The organism is Synechococcus sp. A10-1-5-9, assembly GCF_047716785.1.
GTDB lineage: Bacteria > Cyanobacteriota > Cyanobacteriia > PCC-6307 > Cyanobiaceae > Synechococcus_C.
The window spans coordinates 699,126-720,749 of the sequence record NZ_CP180406.1; the positions used below are offsets into that span (position 1 = coordinate 699,126).

22 protein-coding genes are annotated in these 21,624 nt (G+C 59.0%); 9 read left to right on the plus strand and 13 right to left on the minus strand.

Going from position 1 to position 21,624, the window contains the following annotated elements; all coding sequences use genetic code 11:
• Positions 1-10 precede the first annotated feature (10 nt).
• The 3 genes from ACLM45_RS04100 to ACLM45_RS04110 are packed head-to-tail and all read right to left on the minus strand — an operon-like array spanning position 11 to position 4,501.
• Positions 11-2,182, minus strand: a complete 2,172-nt coding sequence (locus ACLM45_RS04100) for a glutamine synthetase III (RefSeq protein WP_006041635.1) — start codon at positions 2,180-2,182, stop codon at positions 11-13.
• Positions 2,183-2,228: 46 nt separating this feature from the next.
• Complete coding sequence (arsJ, locus tag ACLM45_RS04105) at positions 2,229-3,482, minus strand: organoarsenical effux MFS transporter ArsJ (protein WP_006041636.1); 1,254 nt, start codon at positions 3,480-3,482, stop codon at positions 2,229-2,231.
• The gene (locus tag ACLM45_RS04110; RefSeq protein ID WP_415410736.1) at positions 3,479-4,501 is read right to left on the minus strand and encodes an ArsJ-associated glyceraldehyde-3-phosphate dehydrogenase; all 1,023 of its coding nucleotides are present in this window, start codon (positions 4,499-4,501) and stop codon (positions 3,479-3,481) included. The genes arsJ and ACLM45_RS04110 overlap by 4 nt, the downstream gene beginning before the upstream one ends.
• A 199-nt stretch (positions 4,502-4,700) precedes the next feature.
• On the opposite strand from ACLM45_RS04110, the gene ACLM45_RS04115 reads away from it, so the two are divergent.
• The 5 genes from ACLM45_RS04115 to ACLM45_RS04135 all read left to right on the plus strand — a co-directional run bounded on the left by ACLM45_RS04115 (position 4,701) and on the right by ACLM45_RS04135 (position 7,509).
• Entirely contained in the window at positions 4,701-5,726 is a 1,026-nt protein-coding gene (locus ACLM45_RS04115) for a mechanosensitive ion channel family protein (RefSeq protein ID WP_415410737.1), read from the plus strand.
• Between the two features lie 71 nt (positions 5,727-5,797).
• Complete coding sequence (locus tag ACLM45_RS04120; protein ID WP_415410739.1) at positions 5,798-6,130, plus strand: ArsR/SmtB family transcription factor; 333 nt, start codon at positions 5,798-5,800, stop codon at positions 6,128-6,130.
• Positions 6,073-6,759, plus strand: coding sequence for a DUF938 domain-containing protein (locus tag ACLM45_RS04125; RefSeq protein ID WP_415410740.1), 687 nt, complete (start codon positions 6,073-6,075; stop codon positions 6,757-6,759). Before ACLM45_RS04120 ends, ACLM45_RS04125 begins: the two co-directional genes overlap by 58 nt.
• A 112-nt stretch (positions 6,760-6,871) precedes the next feature.
• On the plus strand, positions 6,872-7,108 hold the full coding sequence (locus tag ACLM45_RS04130) for a hypothetical protein (protein WP_006041641.1): 237 nt from the start codon (positions 6,872-6,874) through the stop codon (positions 7,106-7,108).
• A complete protein-coding gene (locus ACLM45_RS04135; RefSeq protein WP_415410741.1) occupies positions 7,105-7,509 on the plus strand; it encodes a hypothetical protein in 405 nt (134 codons plus the stop codon). Before ACLM45_RS04130 ends, ACLM45_RS04135 begins: the two co-directional genes overlap by 4 nt.
• 83 nt (positions 7,510-7,592) lie before the next feature.
• Here the strand turns inward: ACLM45_RS04135 and ACLM45_RS04140 are convergent, their stop codons facing one another.
• Genes ACLM45_RS04140 through ACLM45_RS04165 form a run of 6 tightly spaced genes read right to left on the minus strand, consistent with a single transcriptional unit; the run spans position 7,593 to position 12,962 of the window.
• A complete protein-coding gene (locus ACLM45_RS04140; RefSeq protein ID WP_415410743.1) occupies positions 7,593-7,826 on the minus strand; it encodes a hypothetical protein in 234 nt (77 codons plus the stop codon).
• A 35-nt stretch (positions 7,827-7,861) separates the two neighbouring features.
• A complete protein-coding gene (locus ACLM45_RS04145; protein WP_415410745.1) occupies positions 7,862-8,530 on the minus strand; it encodes a GDSL-type esterase/lipase family protein in 669 nt (222 codons plus the stop codon).
• A gap of 25 nt (positions 8,531-8,555) precedes the next feature.
• The gene (locus ACLM45_RS04150; protein ID WP_006041645.1) at positions 8,556-10,082 is read right to left on the minus strand and encodes a hypothetical protein; all 1,527 of its coding nucleotides are present in this window, start codon (positions 10,080-10,082) and stop codon (positions 8,556-8,558) included.
• Positions 10,082-10,840, minus strand: coding sequence for a phosphonate ABC transporter ATP-binding protein (locus ACLM45_RS04155; protein WP_006041646.1), 759 nt, complete (start codon positions 10,838-10,840; stop codon positions 10,082-10,084). The genes ACLM45_RS04150 and ACLM45_RS04155 overlap by 1 nt, the downstream gene beginning before the upstream one ends.
• Positions 10,837-11,736: a putative selenate ABC transporter substrate-binding protein gene (locus ACLM45_RS04160; protein ID WP_415410747.1), complete on the minus strand. Its 900-nt coding sequence runs from the start codon at positions 11,734-11,736 to the stop codon at positions 10,837-10,839. Before ACLM45_RS04160 ends, ACLM45_RS04155 begins: the two co-directional genes overlap by 4 nt.
• A 47-nt stretch (positions 11,737-11,783) precedes the next feature.
• Positions 11,784-12,962 carry a pyridoxal phosphate-dependent aminotransferase gene (locus ACLM45_RS04165; protein WP_415410749.1) on the minus strand — a complete coding sequence of 393 codons (1,179 nt, stop codon included), beginning with the start codon at positions 12,960-12,962 and terminating at the stop codon, positions 11,784-11,786.
• 121 nt (positions 12,963-13,083) lie between these two features.
• On the opposite strand from ACLM45_RS04165, the gene ACLM45_RS04170 reads away from it, so the two are divergent.
• Genes ACLM45_RS04170 through ACLM45_RS04185 form a run of 4 tightly spaced genes read left to right on the plus strand, consistent with a single transcriptional unit; the run spans position 13,084 to position 16,730 of the window.
• Positions 13,084-13,497, plus strand: coding sequence for a VOC family protein (locus ACLM45_RS04170; protein WP_006041649.1), 414 nt, complete (start codon positions 13,084-13,086; stop codon positions 13,495-13,497).
• The gene (locus ACLM45_RS04175; protein WP_006041650.1) at positions 13,494-14,069 is read left to right on the plus strand and encodes a uracil-DNA glycosylase; all 576 of its coding nucleotides are present in this window, start codon (positions 13,494-13,496) and stop codon (positions 14,067-14,069) included. Before ACLM45_RS04170 ends, ACLM45_RS04175 begins: the two co-directional genes overlap by 4 nt.
• 36 nt (positions 14,070-14,105) lie before the next feature.
• Positions 14,106-15,341, plus strand: coding sequence for a (E)-4-hydroxy-3-methylbut-2-enyl-diphosphate synthase (ispG, locus tag ACLM45_RS04180; RefSeq protein WP_415410751.1), 1,236 nt, complete (start codon positions 14,106-14,108; stop codon positions 15,339-15,341).
• A gap of 36 nt (positions 15,342-15,377) precedes the next feature.
• Entirely contained in the window at positions 15,378-16,730 is a 1,353-nt protein-coding gene (locus ACLM45_RS04185; RefSeq protein WP_415410753.1) for a S41 family peptidase, read from the plus strand.
• On the opposite strand, the gene ACLM45_RS04190 is transcribed toward ACLM45_RS04185, so the two are convergent.
• The 4 genes from ACLM45_RS04190 to mfd all read right to left on the minus strand — a co-directional run bounded on the left by ACLM45_RS04190 (position 16,721) and on the right by mfd (position 21,611).
• Positions 16,721-17,170, minus strand: coding sequence for a hypothetical protein (locus ACLM45_RS04190; protein ID WP_415410755.1), 450 nt, complete (start codon positions 17,168-17,170; stop codon positions 16,721-16,723). The two genes, ACLM45_RS04185 and ACLM45_RS04190, sit on opposite strands and share 10 nt — an antisense overlap.
• 46 nt (positions 17,171-17,216) lie before the next feature.
• Positions 17,217-17,675 (minus strand): hypothetical protein, encoded by a 459-nt coding sequence (locus ACLM45_RS04195; RefSeq protein ID WP_415410757.1) that lies wholly within the window; start codon positions 17,673-17,675, stop codon positions 17,217-17,219.
• A 136-nt stretch (positions 17,676-17,811) separates the two neighbouring features.
• Positions 17,812-17,976, minus strand: a complete 165-nt coding sequence (locus ACLM45_RS04200; RefSeq protein ID WP_006041655.1) for a hypothetical protein — start codon at positions 17,974-17,976, stop codon at positions 17,812-17,814.
• Between the two features lie 92 nt (positions 17,977-18,068).
• Positions 18,069-21,611 carry a transcription-repair coupling factor gene (gene mfd, locus ACLM45_RS04205; RefSeq protein ID WP_415410759.1) on the minus strand — a complete coding sequence of 1,181 codons (3,543 nt, stop codon included), beginning with the start codon at positions 21,609-21,611 and terminating at the stop codon, positions 18,069-18,071.
• Between the last annotated feature and the right edge of the window lie 13 nt (positions 21,612-21,624).

The following is a 21,624-nucleotide window of genomic DNA, read 5'->3' on the forward strand; positions in this document are numbered from 1 at the left end:
GAGTGAAGCCTTAGCGAACAAAGAGCATCTCCCGGTAAGAGGGCAAGGGCCAGCGATCATCATCCACGAGTTCCTCCAAGCCATCCACAGCCTCACGCAACTGCTGCAGACGGGGAAGGATCACACCCGCGCAGTGGTTCATGGCTGCGGCGGTGTCTCCGCTATGTAATTGATGCAAGTCCCCTTCCAGAGCCGTTGCATGGTCGTCCATACGCCCGTGCAGCAAAGCGATCTGGTGGAGAACACGGGTTTCAGGCTGAAGTCCGAGAGCCTGTTGCTGCTGAAGGCTGCGTGCCAAACCGCTCAGATGCTTCTGAACAGCAGGACTGATCTGCGTACGCACCATGGAGAGAGCCACCTTGGCCTCCACTTCGATCGCGAGGGAATACTGCTCTCCATACACCTCATAACGGCTTTCCATCTCCACAGGTGAAATCACCCCATGCCGCTGGAACAGGCTTCTCACCTCCTCCCGGCGCAGCACCGGCAGTGCTTCAGCGGTATTGCGGAGATTTTCCAGGCCACGATCATCGGTCGCTTCCCGATGCCACGCGTCGGAATAGCCATCACCGCCGAACACAACGGCACCATGCAGCTCCATGATCTGCCGGAGCACTGACGCCGCCGACTGTTCGAGACTCTGGCCAGAGCCCATTTCAGCGTCGAGGCGATCGCTGATCCATTCCAGAGAATCAGCCAATACAGTATTCATGGCCACAAGAGGGCCAGCAACAGACTGGCCGGAGCCAACCGCTCGGAACTCAAATCGGTTTCCGGTGAAGGCAAAGGGGGATGTGCGGTTGCGATCTCCGGCATCTTTGGGGAATTCAGGAAGAGAATCCACACCGAGACACATAACTCCGCCACTGGAGCTTCCTGTGACCTCTCCCTGTTGAATCTGCTGAAAGACCTTCTCCAGCTGCTGTCCGAGATAAACGGAAATAATCGCCGGAGGGGCTTCATTTGCGCCAAGGCGATGGTCATTGCCTGCCGTGGCCACAACAGCACGCAACAAAGGGCCATTGCAGTGCACACCACGGATGACCGCGGCGCAGAACAACAGGAATTGAAGGTTGTCGTGGGGAGTATGTCCGGGATCCAGAAGGTTGCCCTGGGTGCTGTTGCCAACCGACCAGTTCACATGCTTCCCAGACCCGTTGATCCCAGCAAAGGGCTTCTCATGAAGCAGGCAGGTGAAACCATGACGCTTAGCGGTGCTGCGCAGCGTCGACATGATCAGTTGCTGATGATCCGTCGCGACATTGGCGGCTTCATAAACCGGCGCGATCTCGAACTGACCGGGCGCAACTTCGTTGTGTCGAGTTTTGGCTGGAATTCCCAGTCTGTAAAGCTGATTTTCAACGTCCTGCATGAACACCTGCACCCGTTCCGGAATCGCACCGAAATAGTGATCATCGAATTGCTGCCCCTTGGGTGATGCCGCGCCGAACAGCGTGCGACCCGCGAGAAGGAGGTCGGGCCTGAGGGTGGCGAACTGAGTATCCACCAGGAAATATTCCTGCTCGGCGCCACAGGAGCTGTTGACAGGGGCCACATCCACATTGCCAAGGATGCGAAGCAGCCTCTGCGCCTGCCGGTTCATGGCGGCATTCGAGCGGAGCAGCGGTGTCTTTTTGTCGAGGGCCTCACCTGTCCAGCTCACAAACACTGTGGGAATGCAGAGCGTCACCCCATTGGGAGTGCGCATTAGGTAGGCCGGACTGGTGATGTCCCAGGCCGTGTACCCCCGGGCCTCAAAGGTGGAACGGATACCTCCATTGGGGAAGGAGCTGCCATCAGGTTCACCCTGCACGAGGAGCTTGCCTGAGAACTCATGGATCGCCTGACCATCACCTTGCGGGCTGATGAAACCGTCGTGCTTCTCCGCAGTGGAGTTGGTGAGGGGATAAAAGACGTGGGCGTAGTAATGCGCGCCCTTGGACACAGCCCAGTCCTTCATCGATTGAGCGACGACATCCGCCACATCGAGATCGAGACGCCCGCCATCACGGATCACTCGACGAACAGCCTTATAAGACTCCTTTGGGAGAGCACTCTTCATCCTTGCGAGCGTGAACACATCGCTGGCCCAAATGTCTTCAAGGGGTTGTGCAGGGGCACAATCCACAGGAGTGCGCTGCTGGATGGCCTGAAGAGCAGCCAGACGGGCGGGATGGGGCATGGTGAGGAACCCGCAGAACAGCGGGATGGGGCTCGTTAATCCGACGCTAAGCCGCCGACCTCCGAACAGCAGGAAGCCGCAGACTGGTGAACCACGAGAGGAAGACAAGGAGAGATGAAGTCCAGAGGCAGGCCTGCATCCCTGAGGAGGGAGTTCCACCGATCAGAAACACGGCACCGGAAAGCAAGGTTCCAACCAGACGGCCTGCCGCATTCGCCATGTAATAGAAGCCCACATTGAGGCTCACGTTCTCCTCATCGGTGTAAGCCAGCACCATGTACGAGTGAATCGAGGAGTTCATCGCGAAGACGACTCCAAAAGCCGCCAAACCGCCCACGATCGCGACCGCCACATCAACCTCACGAAGAAGGGCGATGGCAATGAGCGCGGGAATTGCGGTGAGAACGGCACTCCAAAACTGCACAGCAGACGCCCCGGGACTTTCACGCTGTCCCCAGAGGCGACGCAGCCCGGGGGCTGTGCCCTGCACGATCCCGTAACCAATCACCCAGAGGCCGAGGAAGCCGCCGATTTCCCAGAACCCCCAGCCAAGGGAGGCTTCCAGAAACACCGGAAGTGCCACCACAAACCACACATCGCGGGCACCGAACAAAAAGAAACGAGCGGCCGAAAGCACATTGATGCCTTGGCTCTTCGAAAACAGAGACGAAAACGCAGGCTTGGCCTTCATTTTTCCGATCTCGCCCGGCAACACCAGAGTGACGAGAAAAGCCAGTGCCAGACCTGCAGCCATCCAGGCCACGGCAGCATTGAAACTCAATGCTGTGAGCAGAACTCCGCCAAGGAAAAAACCAACCCCCTTGAGAGCATTTTTGGAACCGGTGAGGATCGCCACCCACTTAAATAATTGCTTCTCACCTTTTTGAGCATCATCTGGGGTTTCGGGAACCACCGTTTTAATGGCGCTCTTGGCGCTCATCTTGTTGAGATCCTTGGCAATCCCACTGATCGCCTGAGCAACCATTACGTACACCACGCTCAGGAGCTTTGGCCAGGATTCCGCGACGGGAACCAGCATCAACAACGCAAAGATCTGCAGAAGCGTCCCGACCCAAAGGGTGAGACGCAATCCATAACGAGCTCCGATCCAGCCTCCATAGAGATTGGTGAGAACCCCGAAGAATTCATAAAAGAGAAATAGAAAGGCGATCTCGAGGGTGGAGTATCCGAGCTCGTGAAAATGGAACACAACCAACATGCGCAAGGCGCCGTCAGTGAGGGTGAACGCCCAATAATTGGCCGTCACAATTCCGTACTGCTGCAGAGCGGAGAGCTTCATGCCTCACTCTCCACAACATGGCAAGTGAGATCAGCCATTCTCGAGCTGTAACCCCATTCGTTGTCATACCAAGCGAACACTTTCAACTGAGTGCCATCAACAACCATCGTGGACAGCGCATCAATGATCGAACTGCGATTGTCGTTGGTGTAATCACAAGACACCAAAGGGCGCTCCTCGTAACCCAGGATCCCCTTGAGTTGACCTTCCGCAGCAGCCTTGAACGCTGCATTCACCTCTTCAACCGTGACGCTGTGCTTGAGCTCGAACACGGCATCGGTGAGGGAACCATTGAGCAGCGGTACACGGACCGCATGACCATTGAGCTTGCCCTTGAGCTCAGGGAAGATCATCGCGATCGCCTTGGCCGATCCGGTCGTGGTGGGGATCAGTGAGGTGAGGCCAGAGCGGGCCCGTCGCAGATCACTCTTGAAGGCATCGATCGGCACCTGGGTGTTGGTGATGTCGTGAATGGTGGTGATCATTCCGTGCTCAATGCCGAAGCTCTCATGCACCACCTTCACCACAGGCGCCAGGCAGTTGGTGGTGCAGGAAGCCGCGGTCACCAACCGGTTCCGATCCGGCTCGTAAAGGTGATGGTTGATGCCGTAAACAATGTTGAGAGCTTCCGCACCGGCAACGACACCCTTCACAGGGCAAGCCACAACAACACGTTTCAGCCCTACCTGCTCGAAATAGGGGTTGAGGGTCTCTGGCGTTTTGATCTTGCCGCTGGCCTCCAGCACCATCTCCACCCCGCGCTCAGACCAAGGCACAGCGGTGGGATCTTTCTCACTCGACCATGTCAGAAGGGCCCCCTCCACGGTGAATCCCTCAGCGCTGCTGCTGATCGCGCGATCCCAGCGGCCATGGACCGAGTCAAACTCCAGAAGATGAGCGGCGGTTGCGGCATCACCGGCGGGGTCATTGACGTGAACCAGTTCGATGCCGGGTCGCCCCCACAGCGCTCTGAACACAAGGCGACCGATGCGCCCGAAGCCATTGATGCCGATCCGCATGAGATCAAAGGGCTCGATCGCCCGAAAAGATCAAACTATCTTGATTGATCAACATTGATTGATGCAACCACCTGGTTCCCAGGACGAACCCGATGGGCAGCCTCATGGGTCGCGCTCGACGGACAAGAACGCTTGAACACAATGAGCTTGCAGGCAACGCCGATCCCTAGCAAAATTTTCAGAAGTGAATGAATCGCCAATGAACGTGAGTCATCTCCTCTGGACCGTTCTGGGCGGCGCAGCAATCACCTTGGTGCTTTCCTACCTGTTGCGGCGAGTTTTACCTCAACTCACTCGCAAAACAAAAGGCGATTTTGACGATTTAGCGATCAGCGCACTCGCGGATGCCGTCATCCCCATCGGCATCATCATCATCCTGGTTCTCACCGAGCAGGATCTTGGCCTAACCAGCAACTTAAAGGTGGCCTATGGCGTCGGCCTGCGGACCGTCGTCACAATCGTGATGGTCCGCTATGCGAATCGAGTCGCCTCCCGATTCCTCACCATTGCCGCGAGGCGCTCTGGAGGGGAAGAGCTGCAACAGCTGCTCACAAGCCTTCTGCCTTTGCTTAGGGCTTTGGTGTGGATCGTCGGAATCTTGGCCCTCTTACAAAGCCTGGGCGTGAAAATGACCGTGATCTGGGGTCTGCTCAGCGCCGGCGGCATTGGCATCGGCCTCGCCCTGAAAGAACCCGCCCAAGAACTTTTTGCTTACCTCATGATCCTTCTGGACAAGCCCTTCACTCTGGGGCAAACAATCCAGTCAGGATCGATGACGGCAACGGTGGAAAAGATTGGGGTTCGATCCACTCATCTACGAAGCCTGCGTGGTGAGCTTGTGGTGATGAACAACTCCACTCTCACGGAAAATACAATTCAGAATTTTGCTGAAATGAATCAGCGACGAATGATTTACTCCATTGGCGTCACATACGACACGACCGTGGATCAGATGAAAGCGATTCCGGCGATGATTGAAGCCATTATCGCCCAGCAGGAACACAGCACCTTCTCCCGTTGTCATTTCACTGAATTCGGAGACTCCAGCCTGAATTTCGAGCTTGCTTACTACATCGATACACGCGATTACACCGTCGCCCTCAATGATCAGCAGGCGATCAATCTCAAAATCATGCAATCCTTTGAAGATATGGGCATCGAATTCGCATTCCCGAGCCAAACCGTTTACCTGGAAAGCGATTCAGGGCTGAACAAGGAATCCTGAACAAGTTGCAGACCTGCAGACAATCCCTCGAAACTGGCCCACTTACGCTGGCATGAATGCCGACGTAGTCCATGACGTCCTCCGTGGACAAAGTGCTCAATTTGGATAGCGACCAAGCCCAGAGCCTGCTCAAAGCACTCTCAGACCCCCTGCGACTCCGGATACTCGATCAGCTGTCCACCGGCGAGCGCTGCGTGTGTGACCTAACAGAGGCTCTGACCTTGTCCCAGTCACGCCTTTCATTTCACCTCAAAGTCATGAAGGAAGCAGGTCTGCTGGGGGATCGTCAAAGCGGACGCTGGGTGTACTACCGCATCCGAGCTGAAGCCCTGAACGCGCTGCAGGGATGGCTTCACGAGCTCACTCGCTCCTGCGAAACACCGGCCAACAGCTGCAGCGACTAATCCTGATGGATCTCTCCAGTCCCGACGCAAGGCTGTTTTTTCCAGCGACGCAACGCAATAGGAGGCCGATCGGGGATGTCCTGGCCGAGGCTCTCCCCCCGAAGGGACTCATTCTCGAACTGGCCAGTGGATCGGGCGAACACGGCGTTGCCTTTCAAAAGCGATTTCCCCAGATCACCTGGCAGTGCAGTGATCCAGACCGTAATCACTGCCGCAGCATCAGCGCATGGATCAGCAAAGAAGGACTGACCACTGTGATGCCGCAGCCTTTGTCATTGGATGTGTGCTCCCATGACTGGTTAGCGCATGGTTCAGAGGCTCCGGTCATGGTTGTGGCTGTGAACCTGCTCCACATCTCCCCCTGGGAGTGCACACGATCTCTCATGCAGGGATCCGTCCGCCACCTGAAACCAGGAGGGAAGCTCTTGATTTACGGCCCATTTCGGGTCAGTGGAAAGCATGTGAGCGAAAGCAATCAACGCTTCGACGACGCGTTGCAGGAACGCGATCCGAGCTGGGGAGTCCGCGAGCAGGAGGCTGTGGTCGAGGAGGCCCGGAAAGCCGGACTCGCCCTTCAAGACATTCGCTTAATGCCCTCAAACAATCGAATCATCCTGCTTGAACGATGAGAGCGTGAGCATTAATCCAGCTCAAAGCACCTTCAGAGATACCCAGCAGCTACCCACAAGTTGCTCAGCAGCATCTCTAGGCTAAATTTGACTCACTCCAATCTCCCGTCGTATGGCTGTCCCACGGGAAAACCAGGTGAAGCTGACGGTCTCTGTTCCGCCAAGCCTTCACGTCTTGCTGCGCAGCTGGGCTCTCTGCGAAGGTCGCGAGCTCACCAGTGTTGTCTTGCAGTGCGTGGAACTGTCCGTACGCCAGCTAAAAAGCAACGGCTCCATCCCTGCCGGCGCGATCCGCAATTACGAAATGGCGTGCGAAGAGCGCCTGACCGCTGGAGGAGCACTGTCATGACCCTCAAGCAAGCCTCAATCGAGCAGGCGTTGCTGGCTCCGTGCATGGAAGCGGTGATCGCCGTGACCGAGCGGTATCAATTTCTGGAGGATCACCGAGGAGCGCGCGTTTTCACCGCTTACAGGGAGATCGACCACGTGATCCAGCTCGGCTTCAGTGAAGACCTCAGTGGGCAGACCCGGATTGATCTGGAGGAACGGGGGTTCCAAATCCTGGAAGCGCGGGAGGGAACCCGACGGGAACATCGCCTGCTGATGCTCACCTTGAAGGAAATCGGCTACGCGCCTCAGTACAGCAATGGGTACTACCAGGCCTCGAAAGGCCTGCTTCGCCATCTACGCAACCTCGGATGGCCCCTTGGTGAGCTTGCTCAACTGCTCAAAAGCCAGCACACTCACTGATCACGCCGACGACGGCGGATTCCGCGCCCGCTGAAATCCCAATCCAAGGGCGACAGTTCACCGGTTCAGCATCTCGCCACGACTCAGAACGTGTCTCCGATACCAGGGCCATACCAACCGTCCGGCCAGAAATCATCGTCGTAATCCACACTCCACTGATCTTTGGGAATGGGCCCCGATGAGGGTTGACTTCCATCCAGGCAGCCATCAGGCGTGGTGAAACCGCTGGAAAATGCTTCACAGGTCACCGAATTCTTCTGTGCAAGAACTGGTGTCGCCTGAAGTGCGGCGGCCAAGACAACAATGAACACGCGCATGCCCGATCTCACATCTCAAGCAAGTCTGATAGGCCTCAGCCCAGGGTGAGCTGTGCCTGCAACTCCAGACCTGCCCAGCTCTGGAGAGCACCCCACGACCGGACCCGCTGCTCGATCCAGTAATGCCCGTCACTGTTGAGATGGATGCCGTCAGGCTCAATCCAGGCCAGCCACCCCGGCTCTGCCTGCATCGCCGCGTGGAGAGGCATGAAGGGAACATCCACCTCGAGGCAAGCCTCTTCAATTTGGGCTTCATGCACAGCGATGTCGTTGTTGCTGTACCAAAGACAGTCAGCAAACGGCATCACCTGTTCATCCACCGGCGACAGTCCCAGAACAAACACCTGGGTTCGAGCCGTCATGGCGTGAAGCATCTGTTCGAACCCGAAGCGCAAGGCCTGAGCATCAAGTGGTTGCCGGCCGTCGGCACGACCAACCCTGGCTGAATCATTCAGGCCCACCGCCACCAGCAAAGCCTTCGGATGTTGGCGTCGCAGCTCCCCACGACAGGCCCATTCATCCTCCCATCGTTGCGACACCGACTCGAGTCCGTCACCGCGAATCCCCAATGGATAGATCACAGGTGCATCCGGAAGCGCCATCCAGGAGCGCCGTAACCGCTCGCACCAGCCGCCACCCTCGGTGTCTCCCCAGCCGACCACGCCACTATCACCAATCACCACCAGTTGACGGGGATGGCGCATGGATTCAGTCACTCACAACGGGTGATCAGCTTTGCAGCCAGCGGTCCCGACACTGATCATTGAGCCACTCCCCGAGCAGGGTGATCAAGGCATAGGCCCCGATCAACACCAAAACAGCATCCCAGTGGAAGGAACTGAGCGATTCCAGCAACTGCCAGCCCAGTCCACTTCCACCGATCAGGCCCACCACAACGGTCTCCCGCAGGATCACATCACTGCGATAGGCCCCATAGGCCAGGTATCCGGGGCTGCGCGGCGTGAACAGGCCATAGAGCCAGCTGAGCCGTGCAGAAGCTCCCAACGCGCCCATGGCCTGCTGTTGATCAGCAGACTGCTGCTCCAATTCTTCGCGCAACAAACGTCCCATCACCCCGCCGTTGTGCAACCCGAGCGCCAACGCACCGATTGCAAGGGTTGGACGGTTGCTCAGCAGCAGAAGCAACACCGTGAGCGGTGGGGGGATGAGACGCATCAGAGCCCAGACAGCGTTGAGAACGACCTGCCACGGCCGTGAGGGGACCAACAACATCGCCAGCGGAGGAAGTCCTACCGCAATCCCAGCGGCCAGCACTGTGAGCAGGAGCGTCTCATAGATCAGCCGCAACCAGGGAAGTTCTGCAGCGGCCAGCATCAGACGGCCCCAATCCGGCAACGCCAGTCCCTGCCAGACGACACTGCCGGAATCCGGCAACAACACATGGAGCCAGGTGCTTCCTGTGATCCCCGCCACAATCACACCGGCGAGGAAGAGACACAGGCGTCGCTGGCCTGCCTGGGCCTTGTGGGATTGACGTCGCCAAAGCGTGAGCAGGATCTCCAAAGAAACACTGAGAAGGCCAAGCAACCACAGCCCACTCCAAAGCTCTCTGAACTGCAGCGACTGCAGGCTGAGTTGCAGATCAGTGCCCAGGCCTCCCAGGCCAAACACACCCAGAAGCGTTGCACTTCGCAATGCGCACTCGAGTCGATACCCGCCATAACTCATCAACACTGTGCCCATGGCGGGGGACAGTGCGGTGCAACAAGCGGCGAGGGGGGGCGCACCGCCCTGCAGCAGTGCCTGAAGCCTGGATGGATCAAGCGCATCCAGCTGGTCGCGCCAAACGCGAGCGACCAGGGCCGCATAGGGAATCGTGATCGCGGCGACCGCCACCCAGGGATGCAGACCGAGAACCTGCAGAAGCAGCAGTCCCCAGATCAGCTCATGCACCGATCGAGGCAGTGCCAGGGAGCGGCGAAGGATCCACGCCGGCCAGGTTGGCCATCTCCACGTCTGCATGAGACGTTCTGAGGCAAAGCACCCAAGCAGCACCCCAAGAACCAGGCTGAGACTCCATCCAGCCAAAGCCATCGCCAGCGTGACCTGCAGAGCTCTCAATAGAGCTTTGAGCAGTAGTGGGTCGAGGGACGGATGAACCGCTGCAGAGAGAAACGCCATCCAGATTTCAACGCCACCGGCGTGAATCCCAGCGAGAACGGTGATCAAGACCGGCAGCAGTGCCAAGGCTGGCAGCACGGCGAGCGCGGGTGCACTGGGTCGGGGCAGAGCCATCACAGTGCGTAGAGATCCTGAAGCTCCCCAGGCGTCACAGCCCTTGCCGGTGCATCGATCAACAGACGTCCATCCCGCAGGGCCAGGACACGATCAAAACGATGAATCAGATCCGGTCGATGCAGCGACACCATCACCGCTTCCGCACCGTAGGCGAGGGAGCCATCAGCGTCTCGTTCCAGAAGGCGATCGAGCACTTCGGCGGCAATGGCTGGGTCCAGACTGGCCAAAGGCTCATCGGCAAGAACCAGAGACGGTTGTTGCCGGAACAACCGGGCCAGGGCAACCCGTTGTCGCTGTCCTCCCGACAGCCGTTTCACGGGGCGATCCAAACCTTCAGAGCCCAAAACCTGGGGCTCCAATCCAGCCTGGCGCAAGCACTGCAGACAGGGCTCTGAGCCGATGGTGAACAGAAGATTCGCCAACGCCCAGGGCAATCCACGCCGACCAAGGACGCCGGCATTGATGTTCTGCCCAACACTGAGTTCCTCAATCAAGCGCAGGTCTTGCCAGAGGGTGCCGATCTCACAGCGCTGACGGCGGTTGCGTTGCTGCAGACTCCTGCCTCGCCAGAGAACCGTTCCCTGTTGTGGGATCAGGGTGCCATTGATCACAGACATCAATGAGCTCTTGCCGGCGCCGCTGGGGCCCAAGAGAGCCACACGCTCTCCGCGGTGGACCTGCAGCGACAGGCTGATCAGCCGGTCTCTCTGCGAGCCGACCAACTGAACCTCTTCAAGCTGAAGCAGGGAACTCAACGAATTTTGCCGAGCTGGCGACCCACCGTTTCGATCGGCTTGTACTGGCTGGCATCAGCAGGAATGAAACGTTTGGCAGCGAAGAGCTCGAGAATCGTGGTCTGGCGGGGGGTGGTTGGCTGTAAAGCCAGGATCGCCTTCTGCAGGCGCGTTGTGAAACCCGAACCGAAGCGCTGATCAAGATCAGGGCGTGCAACCCAGTGGTAGTCAACATATTCAGGGGTTCGCCAGATCACAGCGACCTTGTCGGTGTTGACCCGACCCTCTTTCAGAGCGGACGTCCAGACCTGCTCATTCAAGGCACCTGCCTGGTACGCCCCGCTTTGCACCAAAGCGATGGTGGCGTCATGACTGCCGCTGAAGCCCGCCCGGCCTCCGCTGAACTGACTGGGAGTGACCCCGGCTTTCTCGAGGAAATGCTGCGGCATCAAACGGCCGGACGTTGAGCTCTCCGAGCCAAAGGCGAAGCGCTTCCCGCGCAAACTGGTGAGGCCGCCGATGGACTGGATCGGTTGGAGACCCGCTGAGGCATTGGCGATGAACACACTGCGGAAGCGAGCATCGATATCCCGCTGCGCCAAGACCTTGGCTCCGGGAGTCTGGAGACGGGCCTGAACCCCGGTCAGGCCACCGAACCAGACCAGATCCAAGCCACCGGTCCGGAAGGCACTAACAGCAGCGGGGTAGTTGCTCACCGGCACGTAGCGAACGGTCACCTTCAGACGGTCGCTGAGCTCATCACCAAGCTGGCCATAGAGACGATTCAGTCGCTCGGGGTTCTGATCGGGAATGGCGCCGACGCGAAGCGCCGGTTTGGCCATGGACGGCAGGACCGTCAACCCCTGGCAAAGAGACAAAGCCAGAAGGGCGACGGCCCCTCGTTCTCGAATGGGCATGAACTGGTTTCTGGTGAAACGATCCTTCAGGAACTGCGAAAAAGGTGTCAATTCACAGCAAGCAGGCGGGCCAGTCGGGCCAAGCCATCTGTAATCGTCTCACGCGAGACCGCACAGGACACCCGTACACAGCGGTCGTCACCGAAGGCGACTCCGGGAACGATCGCCAACCCTTCATCTTCCAGGGCCCTGCGGCAGAAACTCATTGAATCGCCGCACCCTTCAGGCAGCTGAGGAAATGCATAAAAGGCACCCTGGGGGGGGACCAGGGTGATACCGCTCATCGCCTGCAGGCCTGCCACGAGAAAGGATCGGCGGCGGTTGTAGCTCTCAGCCATCGTCTGAACGCAGTCCCGTGGAGCCGTCAGAGCGGCAATGGCTCCCTGCTGGGCAAAACTGCAGACATTGCTGGTGCTCTGGCTCTGGAGAGCGGATGCAGCTTTGATCACGGATTCAGGGCCGCTGAGATAACCCAGGCGCCATCCGGTCATCGCCCACCCCTTGGCGAAACCATTCACCATGAAACAGCGATCCTGAAGATCTGGAGCAAGAGACGCAAAGCTGTCGTGGGTCACGCCGTCGTCGAGCAGGTATTCATAGATCTCATCGCTCATCACCACAAGCCGAGGGTGACGACGCACCAGCTCAGCGATGGCTAACAGCTCATCGCGACTGAGCACACGGCCTGTCGGATTGCCAGGAGAATTGATAATCAGCACCCGGGAGGCCGGAGTGATCGCGGCTTCAAGCGCATTGAGATCCAGGCGGAAGCCATCGTCAGCCGACGAGGGAACAGCAACCGGACGGGCACCGGCGAGGCGAGCCATCTCCGGATAACTGAGCCAGTACGGCGCAGGAATCAAGACCTCGTCGCCGGGGTTCAGCAAAACCTGAAAAAGGTTGTAAATCGCCTGCTTCCCGCCATTGGTGACCAGAACCTCGGCCGCTGAGGTTGGAATGCCGTTCTCCTTACTGATCTTGCTGGCGATCAGCTCACGCAGGGTGGAATCCCCGGCAGCGGGACCGTAACGAGTCATGCCGTTCCTCAAGGCCTCAACAGAGGCCTCAACAATGAACTCAGGAGTATCGAAATCTGGCTCTCCGGCGCTGAGGCTGCAGATGTCGCGCCCCTCCTGTTGCAGGGCCTTGGCCCGAGCGCTGATCGCCAGCGTGAGCGAAGGCTGCAGGGCTTCGGCCCGGCTGGATAGAGAGAGCGGGCGTGACATCAGCGCGGCACCCCTCCAGTGGATGCGCAGGTACGAAAGAACTCATCCTGCCTGATGTGGTGTCACAGACAACCAAGCGCCAAGGCAGAAGGGCCTCGATCCGAGGGAGGACCATGGGGAAATGGACAACCCAAAGCCCTCCCTCAGCTGGGTCCTGGCCGCACGGGACCCTCAGAGACTGGCAGCGTTTTATGCCGGTCTTCTTCAGACCAGAGCCCAATCGGGCCTGGCTGAACACCACTGGATCGTCCCCTTACCGGAGGGAGGGTCGCTGCAGATCTACACCCCATCACGACGTCGCCCCTGGCCGGCCTCAGGCGCCGTGCTGGCACCTTGCCTTCAACGGATCACACGCCACAACCCCCTGCAGGAACTTTGCTCCTGGCGAGATGAGGTCATCGCTCTGGGCGGATCCAGTGCGGAAGAACCCCGCCAAGAATCATTCGGCGCAGAAAGCTGGCTCAAGGATCCTGAGGGTCAACGCTTTTTGCTGCTGGTCACTCAATCAAAAGAATCACCCGAGGAAGCGAAGTGAAAGCTCTCGACGCCTTAAACAGCCAATGTGCAGCCTGCCGGCGCTGTGATCTCGCTCATCATCGGCAAAAGGCAGTGGTTGGCAGGGGAAACCCCGGGTCCGATCTGATGCTGATCGGTGAAGCACCCGGAGCCGACGAGGACAGCCTGGGGCTGCCCTTCGTCGGCCGCTCAGGCCGGCTGCTCAGTGCGCTGCTCAAGGAAGCAGAACTGGATGAAGACCAAGACCTTTACATCTGCAACGTGATCAAGTGCAGGCCCCCCAACAACCGAAAGCCCACGCTTGAGGAGATCAGGCAATGCAGACCCTGGCTAGAGGAACAACTCGAGCTCGTGAACCCTTCCTTGGTGCTGATGGCTGGAGCAACGGCTCTTAAGGCGCTGCTAGGGATCAAAAGCGGGATCAGCAAGCTGAGAGGTCAGTGGCACGAGCAGGAGGGAAGGGCCTTCATGCCGGTGTTTCATCCCTCCTATCTCTTGCGGTTTCAATCGCGGGAAGCAGGATCCCCCCAGGCCCTCACCCTCCAGGATTTGCAGGAAGCGAAACGCAGGCTTAGCGCACAAGGGGGATAGGTATGCCATGGTTTGGCCAAGGTCCCTGAACGATCCATGACCGGCTCCCTGGCCACCGCTTCTCAGACCGGCAATGACACCGCTCGGAGTCAGCGGTACGACACGGTGATTCACCGGCGTCGGACCCGCACCGTCATGGTGGGCGACGTGCCGATCGGCAGTGAGCACCCGGTCGCCGTTCAGTCGATGATCAATGAAGACACCCTTGATATCGAGGGTGCCGTGGCTGGCATCCGAAGGCTCGCCGATGCCGGCTGCGAGATCGTTCGCGTCACCACGCCCTCCATGGCGCACGCCAAGGCCATGGGAGACATCCGCGCAGCCCTCCGATCGCAGGGCTGTGGTGTTCCTCTTGTTGCGGACGTGCATCACAACGGCATCCGCATCGCCCTTGAAGTGGCAAAGCACGTTGACAAGGTGCGCATCAACCCGGGGCTGTTCGTGTTCGATAAACCCGACCCGGATCGGCAGGACTTCAGCCGTGAAGAATTTCAGGCGATTGGTCAACGCATCAAGGACGACTTCGCTCCCCTTGTTGAAGTCCTCAAGACGCAGAACAAGGCCCTTCGCATCGGCGTGAACCATGGATCACTGGCCGAACGGATGCTGTTCACCTATGGGGATACACCGGAGGGAATGGTCGAATCCGCCATGGAGTTTGTGCACCTCTGCGATGAACTCGACTTCCACAACATCGTGATCTCGATGAAAGCGTCCCGGGCCCCGGTGATGCTGGCGGCTTATCGCCTGATGGCCGACACCCTGGATCGTGAGGGCTTCCACTACCCCCTTCACCTCGGGGTGACGGAAGCGGGTGATGGGGACTACGGCCGGATCAAAAGCACCGCCGGGATCGCCACACTCCTGGCCGAGGGCCTCGGAGACACGATCCGTGTGTCTCTCACCGAAGCACCTGAGAAAGAGATACCTGTCTGCTTTTCAATCCTTCAAGCCCTCGGATTGCGCAAAACGATGGTCGAATACGTGGCTTGCCCAAGCTGCGGTCGCACTTTGTTTAATCTTGAGGAGGTTCTAAATCAGGTTCGGGATGCCACATCCCACCTGACCGGTCTCGACATTGCTGTGATGGGTTGCATCGTGAATGGCCCAGGTGAGATGGCCGATGCCGACTACGGTTACGTCGGCAAGACCCCTGGAGTGATTTCCCTCTATCGAGGGCGTGATGAGATCCGAAAGGTGCCGGAAACCGAAGGAGTTGAAGCGCTGATCCAGATCATCAAGGACGACGGACGCTGGGTGGATCCCGACTGATGTCGTTACTGTGAGCTATCAGTCCTCTAGGACGTTATGCCCACTCCCCGACTGCGCCCTGAGCACTCCCATCGCCAAGGCATTCTGCTGATTCTTGGTGCCGGAGGCATCGCAGCCGCCGTGGCGATCGCGGCACCGGGTCTGGGTCTTCCCAGTACAAATTCATCGTCGATTACTGACAGCCCGAAGGAGGTCATTGACCAGGTCTGGCAGATCGTCTATCGCGACTACCTGGATTCCACCGGCAACTACTCACCGGAGCGCTGGACACGCCTGCGCCGTGACCTGCTGACCAAGAATTACGCAGGCACCGATGAGTCGTATGAAGCGATTCGGGGAATGTTGGCCAGCCTCGACGATCCCTACACGCGCTTTTTGGACCCCAAAGAGTTCAAACAGATGCAGATTGACACCTCAGGTGAACTCACCGGGGTAGGCATACAGATCACTCTCGACAAGGACACCAAGGAAATCGTGGTGGTGTCGCCGATCGAAGGAACTCCGGCATCGAAAGCTGGCGTTCTACCTAAGGACGTGATCGTTTCGGTCGACGGCAAGACAACCAAGGGGATGACCACCGACGACGCGGTGAAGCTGATCCGCGGCAAAGAAGGCAGTGAAGTCACCCTCGGTCTGCGCCGAAAGGGAGAGGTGGTCATCGTTCCCCTCAAACGGGCCCGCATCGAGATCAACGCCGTCGAGAGTCGGCTCAATACCAGTGCAGACGGCACAAAGGTGGGCTACATCCGCCTCAAGCAGTTCAATGCCAAAGCCTCCCGGGAGATGAGGGCGGCGATCCGGAAACTTGAGCAGAAGGGTGCCCAAGGCTTTGTCCTTGATCTGCGCAGCAATCCTGGCGGCCTTCTGGAAGCCAGCGTGGACATCGCCCGCCAATGGCTCGACGAAGGCACGATTGTCAGTACCAAAACACGCGATGGCATTCAGGACATCCGCCGGGCCACCGGGAATGCGGTGACGGATCGTCCCGTGGTGGTGCTTGTGAATGAGGGATCCGCCAGCGCCAGCGAGATCCTCTCGGGAGCACTTCAAGACAACAAACGAGCGGTCCTCGTTGGTCAGAAGACCTTCGGCAAAGGATTGGTTCAGTCGGTCCGGGGGCTTTCGGATGGCTCCGGACTCACCGTCACGATCGCCAAATACCTCACCCCGAAAGGAACGGACATTCACAAGAACGGGATCCGTCCTGATGTACCGGTCGAACTAAGCGAAAAGGAGATTCAATCGCTCACGGTTGAGCAGCTGGGAACGGGCAAAGACAGTCAATACCGGGCAGCGGAAACCACGCTGATCAAAGCCCTGCGCTCCCCGGAACGTGGCCAGGCGTTCCAACCGGGCAGCGCCAATCTCCAGTCAGCGCTTCAACGGTAGGGATAGAGACCAAAGCCTTCCATCGCACTGCGACTCGAGCCAAAACGCGGCCGCTCGCTCACGGGAACGACCCCCGAGTAAGGCGAAATAGTCCTTGTTTCCTGAATGCGGTTCACCATCGCCGCGCAGCCACCTGCAGCACCAATGGCTTGGTCGACCCGTCTTAAGGGGATGCGTCGGCCCCACTGGGCATCCCACCCCCAGACATCTCCCTGACGCGAGAGCATGCTGCGAGCCTGGTCGCGGCTGATCTGACCTTCACGCAACAAGCAGGTCGCTGTGGCGAGGGAGGCCAGCTGGAGCGAGAAGGTCTGGTCAACGCTGGGCACACCAATGCCGACCGGAAAACCGCCAACGGGCATGCCGATCGGCATGCTGCTTCCGCCAGCGGCGAACTGACCGAGTGCGGCCGCAGCAAGTTGCATGAGAAGTGAATTCATTTGAAAAAAGATGAAAGAACAACGGGGTCTCCAGAGCCAAAGCCCCCTAAATGCGAACCTGCGATCCGCAATACCGGTCAAACAGCTCGAGAACCTGCTGGGACGGAAGCTTCGCCGTGTACCGAGCCTCCAGCTCTGCCAGTTGCTGTCCCAGGGGGTAGGCACGCATGGAACGGATCTCGGCGGGATGACTGCGCACGAGGGCGGCCGCCATTGCCCGGTGATGCCGCTGGTCGGTGATCAACCCACCGGCGCACTGCTGCATGCGATGAGTGGCCTCATGGGCCAGGGTGTCCCACACCTGAGACGGGGTCTGATGGGATCGGCACACCACCAGAGTGTCACTCCTGGGGTGATAAAAGCCCTGCAAACCGCTGCGAGAGCAGTCTTGTTGAATGACACGCACACCGGCGCTGGTCAGCCGTCCCCGCAAGGCATCGATGGCATCCCAGGAGGAGGCGCGCGCAGGCAGAACGCCCAGAACAAAACCAGAAACTCCGACCAACAGAAAGGATTGACACCTTGAAGGCAAGGACATGGACCGCTGCAAGGGACTCGGCCACCCTCGGACGGAGCATTAAAAAAACCATCCCCCAACTGGGGGATGGTTTAGGGAATATGACGAATCAAAAAAAAAACGTTCAGGCGACCGGTTGCATCAAGCCGCCACCAGGAGAAGAGTCATCGTCGTCATTTTGGGAATCGTCCTGCCAAAGAGCAAAGATGCCAAGGGCAGCTGCCCCAACGAGGCTTGACAGAAGTCCGAAGGAGCCAACGGAACTGATCGGATCGATGAATTCGCCCATGGTTCCAAATACCTGAAGTGACTGTAACGAAGAATTGCGCAATGTGTCGGACGTTTCTCATATTCATCTGGTTCCATCAGCGCCCCCATGGCTCAGACGCTCAGAACAGCCTCGTTACGGTCTTTCTGCTGCTGCTCTCGCTGCTCAGCAGTCAATCCGTCAGCATCTGGGATCTGAGCCGCCATCTGCTCCAGCCAGCCCTTGAGCTCATCCAGCTGTTTCTCCATCGGCAGAACCCCCAGTCCCCGGGCCAGCACCTTGGCAGCAGCACCAGGTCCAGCCTGGTACACCAACCGGCCGTGCAGGTGTTGGGGCAAGCCCTGCCGGAGCAACCTGAAGGCCGGCTCTTCCATGGGCGTCTCCAAAACAATGTTCGGCTTCTCCGGACGGATGCGGGAAAAACCGCAGCGTTTGGCCAGAAGCTTCAGATTCATCAGCTGCAGTAACGACTGAACCGGTCCTGGCAGCGCTCCATAACGGTCAGCCCAGAGAGCCGCCAACTCCACGAGCTCATCACTGCTGAGGCATTCCGCTGCAGCGCGATACGCAGCCATCTTCTCGTCTGCATCGGTGATCCAGTCCGCAGGAATGAAGGCTGTCACCTGCAGATCCACCTGGGTGTCATCCACAGAAGGAATGTCTTGCCCTTGAATCTCCGCAAGCGACTCCTGCAACATCTCCATGTAGAGATCGAAGCCGATCGCTTCCATCTGTCCGCTCTGTTCCACACCAAGCAGATTGCCGACGCCCCGGATCTCCATATCGCGCATGGCCAGCTGATAACCACTTCCCAACTGGGCGAATTCCTGAATCGCGCGCAGACGCTGACGCGCCGCCTCACTCAAGGAGGCATTACCTGGATAAAACAACCAGGCATGGGCCTGAATGCCACTGCGGCCCACACGACCGCGCAGCTGATACAGCTGAGCCAGTCCGAAACGGTGCGCGTCCTCGATGAGAATCGTGTTCACCCGTGGAATGTCGAGACCGCTCTCCACGATGGTGGTGCAAAGCATCACATCGGCTTCACCACCGTTGAAGGCCACCATGGCACTTTCAAGCTCACCCTCGGCCATCTGGCCATGAGCCACCAACAACTTCAGCCCAGGAAGCATCTGACGCAACTGACCAGCCACATCCTCAATCCCCTCCACGCGAGGCACCACGTAGAACACCTGCCCACCCCGATCCAGTTCCTGACGGATCGCGCTACGAATCGCCTCCTCATCGAGAGCGGCAAGATGGGTCTTGATCGGACGCCGCAACGGAGGCGGTGTGGTGATCAGGCTCATCTCCCTCACACCAGAAAGACTCATGTAAAGCGTTCGTGGAATCGGCGTTGCCGAAAGCGTGAGAACGTCGACGTCCTTGCGTAAGGCCTTGATTTTTTCCTTCTGGTTGACCCCGAAGCGTTGCTCCTCATCCACCACAAGCAGGCCGAGCTTCTCGAAAGCTGTGCTTTTGCTGAGCAACTGATGGGTACCGACCACGGCATCGATGGTGCCTTTTTTCAATCCCTCGAGGATTGACTTGCGTTCTCCAGCCGTGCGGAACCGGTTCAGCAAAGCCACCTTGATCGGGTAAGGGGCAAAACGTTCGGAGAGGGTGCGCCAGTGCTGCTGGGCCAGCACCGTGGTGGGGGCGAGCATGGCCACCTGACGCCCCGCGGTGATCGCCTTGAAGATCGCCCGGATGGCCACTTCGGTCTTGCCGAAGCCCACATCACCGCACACCAACCTGTCCATCGGTTGGGACTTTTCCATGTCCCGCTTCACCTCTGCCGTGGCTTTGAGCTGATCGGGTGTCGGTTCGTAGGGGAACGACTCCTCGAGCTCGGTCTGCCAGGGACCATCCACAGGGAAGGCGAACCCCGGAGCCTGATGGCGCTCGGCATAGAGCTTCACCAGATCGAGCGCCACTTTGCGCAGGGCCTTGCTGGCCCGTTCCTTGGCTTTCACCCAGGCCGAACCGCCCATCTTGCTCAGCTGAGGCGGAGCATCGCTGTTGGCTCGGTATCGCCCCAGACTTCCCAATTGGTCTGCGGCCACCCGCAGGATGCCATCGGCGTATTGCACAACGAGGTAGTCGCGCACCTCACCGCTGATGGCCAGCTTCTCGAGTTTCTGGAAGCGACCGATGCCGTGGTTGCGATGCACCACAAAATCGCCGGGGCGCATTTTGTTGGGATCCACCGTGCGACTGGCCGCCTTCCGCCGCCGACGCACATACCCCGTGCTGGTCAGTGTCTGCTGCCCGAAGAATTCACGGTCAGTGATCAGAACCACGCGCCAGGCGGGCAGCTGCAGTCCCTCGAGATCAGCGGTGCCACGGGTTTTCAGAGCCACCGGTGTGCTCTGCTCGACCAGCCGTTCAATGGCCGCAGCATCGGCCGCATTGGGAACGAAACGACTGACACAGTCGTGTTCTTCGAGCAGGGCGACGGCACGACTCGGCTGGGCCGACAGCAGCCACACCGCCTGCTTCTCCTTCTGGTAGCCCTTGATCAGCTCACCAAGCTTGCCGAACTGATTGGGATACGCCGAAACCGGCCGGCTGTTGAGATCAAAAGCATTGGGGTGATCGTCCTTCTCCTGCAGTTCAGCTAGATCGAAACCACGAAAGGCATCAGCCAGAGCCATGGCCTCATCAATCGGGCGATGGAGCTTTGGCAACGGCAGTCCGAGATCACCATGGTGCTCTTCGGCGTGGTCGAACCATTGATCGCCATGGGATCGCCCATGCCGGCGCTCATCAATGGCAACGCAGCACGCTGCGGGAAGATAGTCGAGAAGAGACGCGGGCTCCTGCCAGGCCAGTCCGAGCAACCGACGCATCCCTTCCGGGGTGCCGCCGTCGAGAAGCTCATTGAGAGCCTGCTCATTCAGAAGCTGATCCAACCCATCGGGCATCGACTCGCGCAGGGCTTCGGCGATGAGAGGGCTAAACCCGGTCGGGGTCAGCCGCAGGCTGTCGATCGGATCCAGGGATCGCTGACTGGCGGGGTCAAACTCCCTGAGTTTGTCGAGTTCATCGCCGAAGAACTCAAGCCGCACCGGCAGCTCACTGCTCACCGGAAACACATCCACGATGTCCCCGCGCCGACTCCAGGTGCCTTCCTGGTCGATCGTCGACACCCGCTCGTAACCCAGCTGGCTGAGAGAAAGGGCCAACACCTCGAGATCAAGAGTGTCGCCTTTGCGCAGGGTGCGGCAGCGGTCAGCGAGCACCTGCGGGGGCGGCAGGTGGGGCTGAAGACAGCGCTCTGTGGCCACGATCGCCAGGTCGTTGCTCTGCCCTTCGACCTGCAATTCACTGAGAACCTGCAACTGCCCCCAGGTGATCTCACTGGTGGGATCAAAGGGTTCATAGGGAGACCCCTCACTGGTGGGATACAGCTGGGCACTGCGCCAACCCATCAGATCAAGCAGCGCGGTCCAGCGTCCGGCCTCCTCCAGAGTGGGGACCACCACCAACAGAGGCCGGTCTTGATGGCGGGCCATGGCGCTAGCCACCAAAGCGCGGGCAGCGCGCCCAGCTCCACGCAGCAGCAAACGGTCCGAGCGATCGAGCCGATCACACAGCTCACCGCTCAGCGCCGAGGTCTGCAGCAGACGCACCAGGGAGCTGAGAGGCATGGCGTGACCACAA

Excerpts from the sequence above, each read along its gene's own strand:
- ACLM45_RS04140 (WP_415410743.1), bottom strand. The coding sequence starts at position 7,826 with ATGCGCGTGTTCATTGTTGTCTTGGCCGCCGCACTTCAGGCGACACCA.
- ispG (WP_415410751.1), top strand. The coding sequence starts at position 14,106 with ATGACCGGCTCCCTGGCCACCGCTTCTCAGACCGGCAATGACACCGCT.
- ACLM45_RS04125 (WP_415410740.1), top strand. The coding sequence starts at position 6,073 with ATGGCTTCACGAGCTCACTCGCTCCTGCGAAACACCGGCCAACAGCTG.
- ACLM45_RS04170 (WP_006041649.1), top strand. The coding sequence starts at position 13,084 with ATGGACAACCCAAAGCCCTCCCTCAGCTGGGTCCTGGCCGCACGGGAC.
- ACLM45_RS04130 (WP_006041641.1), top strand. The coding sequence starts at position 6,872 with ATGGCTGTCCCACGGGAAAACCAGGTGAAGCTGACGGTCTCTGTTCCG.
- ACLM45_RS04190 (WP_415410755.1), bottom strand. The coding sequence starts at position 17,170 with ATGAATTCACTTCTCATGCAACTTGCTGCGGCCGCACTCGGTCAGTTC.
- arsJ (WP_006041636.1), bottom strand. The coding sequence starts at position 3,482 with ATGAAGCTCTCCGCTCTGCAGCAGTACGGAATTGTGACGGCCAATTAT.
- ACLM45_RS04150 (WP_006041645.1), bottom strand. The coding sequence starts at position 10,082 with ATGGCTCTGCCCCGACCCAGTGCACCCGCGCTCGCCGTGCTGCCAGCC.
- ACLM45_RS04160 (WP_415410747.1), bottom strand. The coding sequence starts at position 11,736 with ATGCCCATTCGAGAACGAGGGGCCGTCGCCCTTCTGGCTTTGTCTCTT.
- mfd (WP_415410759.1), bottom strand. The coding sequence starts at position 21,611 with ATGCCTCTCAGCTCCCTGGTGCGTCTGCTGCAGACCTCGGCGCTGAGC.
- ACLM45_RS04120 (WP_415410739.1), top strand. The coding sequence starts at position 5,798 with ATGACGTCCTCCGTGGACAAAGTGCTCAATTTGGATAGCGACCAAGCC.
- ACLM45_RS04110 (WP_415410736.1), bottom strand. The coding sequence starts at position 4,501 with ATGCGGATCGGCATCAATGGCTTCGGGCGCATCGGTCGCCTTGTGTTC.
- ACLM45_RS04185 (WP_415410753.1), top strand. The coding sequence starts at position 15,378 with ATGCCCACTCCCCGACTGCGCCCTGAGCACTCCCATCGCCAAGGCATT.
- ACLM45_RS04200 (WP_006041655.1), bottom strand. The coding sequence starts at position 17,976 with ATGGGCGAATTCATCGATCCGATCAGTTCCGTTGGCTCCTTCGGACTT.
- ACLM45_RS04135 (WP_415410741.1), top strand. The coding sequence starts at position 7,105 with ATGACCCTCAAGCAAGCCTCAATCGAGCAGGCGTTGCTGGCTCCGTGC.
- ACLM45_RS04100 (WP_006041635.1), bottom strand. The coding sequence starts at position 2,182 with ATGCCCCATCCCGCCCGTCTGGCTGCTCTTCAGGCCATCCAGCAGCGC.
- ACLM45_RS04115 (WP_415410737.1), top strand. The coding sequence starts at position 4,701 with ATGAACGTGAGTCATCTCCTCTGGACCGTTCTGGGCGGCGCAGCAATC.
- ACLM45_RS04145 (WP_415410745.1), bottom strand. The coding sequence starts at position 8,530 with ATGCGCCATCCCCGTCAACTGGTGGTGATTGGTGATAGTGGCGTGGTC.
- ACLM45_RS04165 (WP_415410749.1), bottom strand. The coding sequence starts at position 12,962 with ATGTCACGCCCGCTCTCTCTATCCAGCCGGGCCGAAGCCCTGCAGCCT.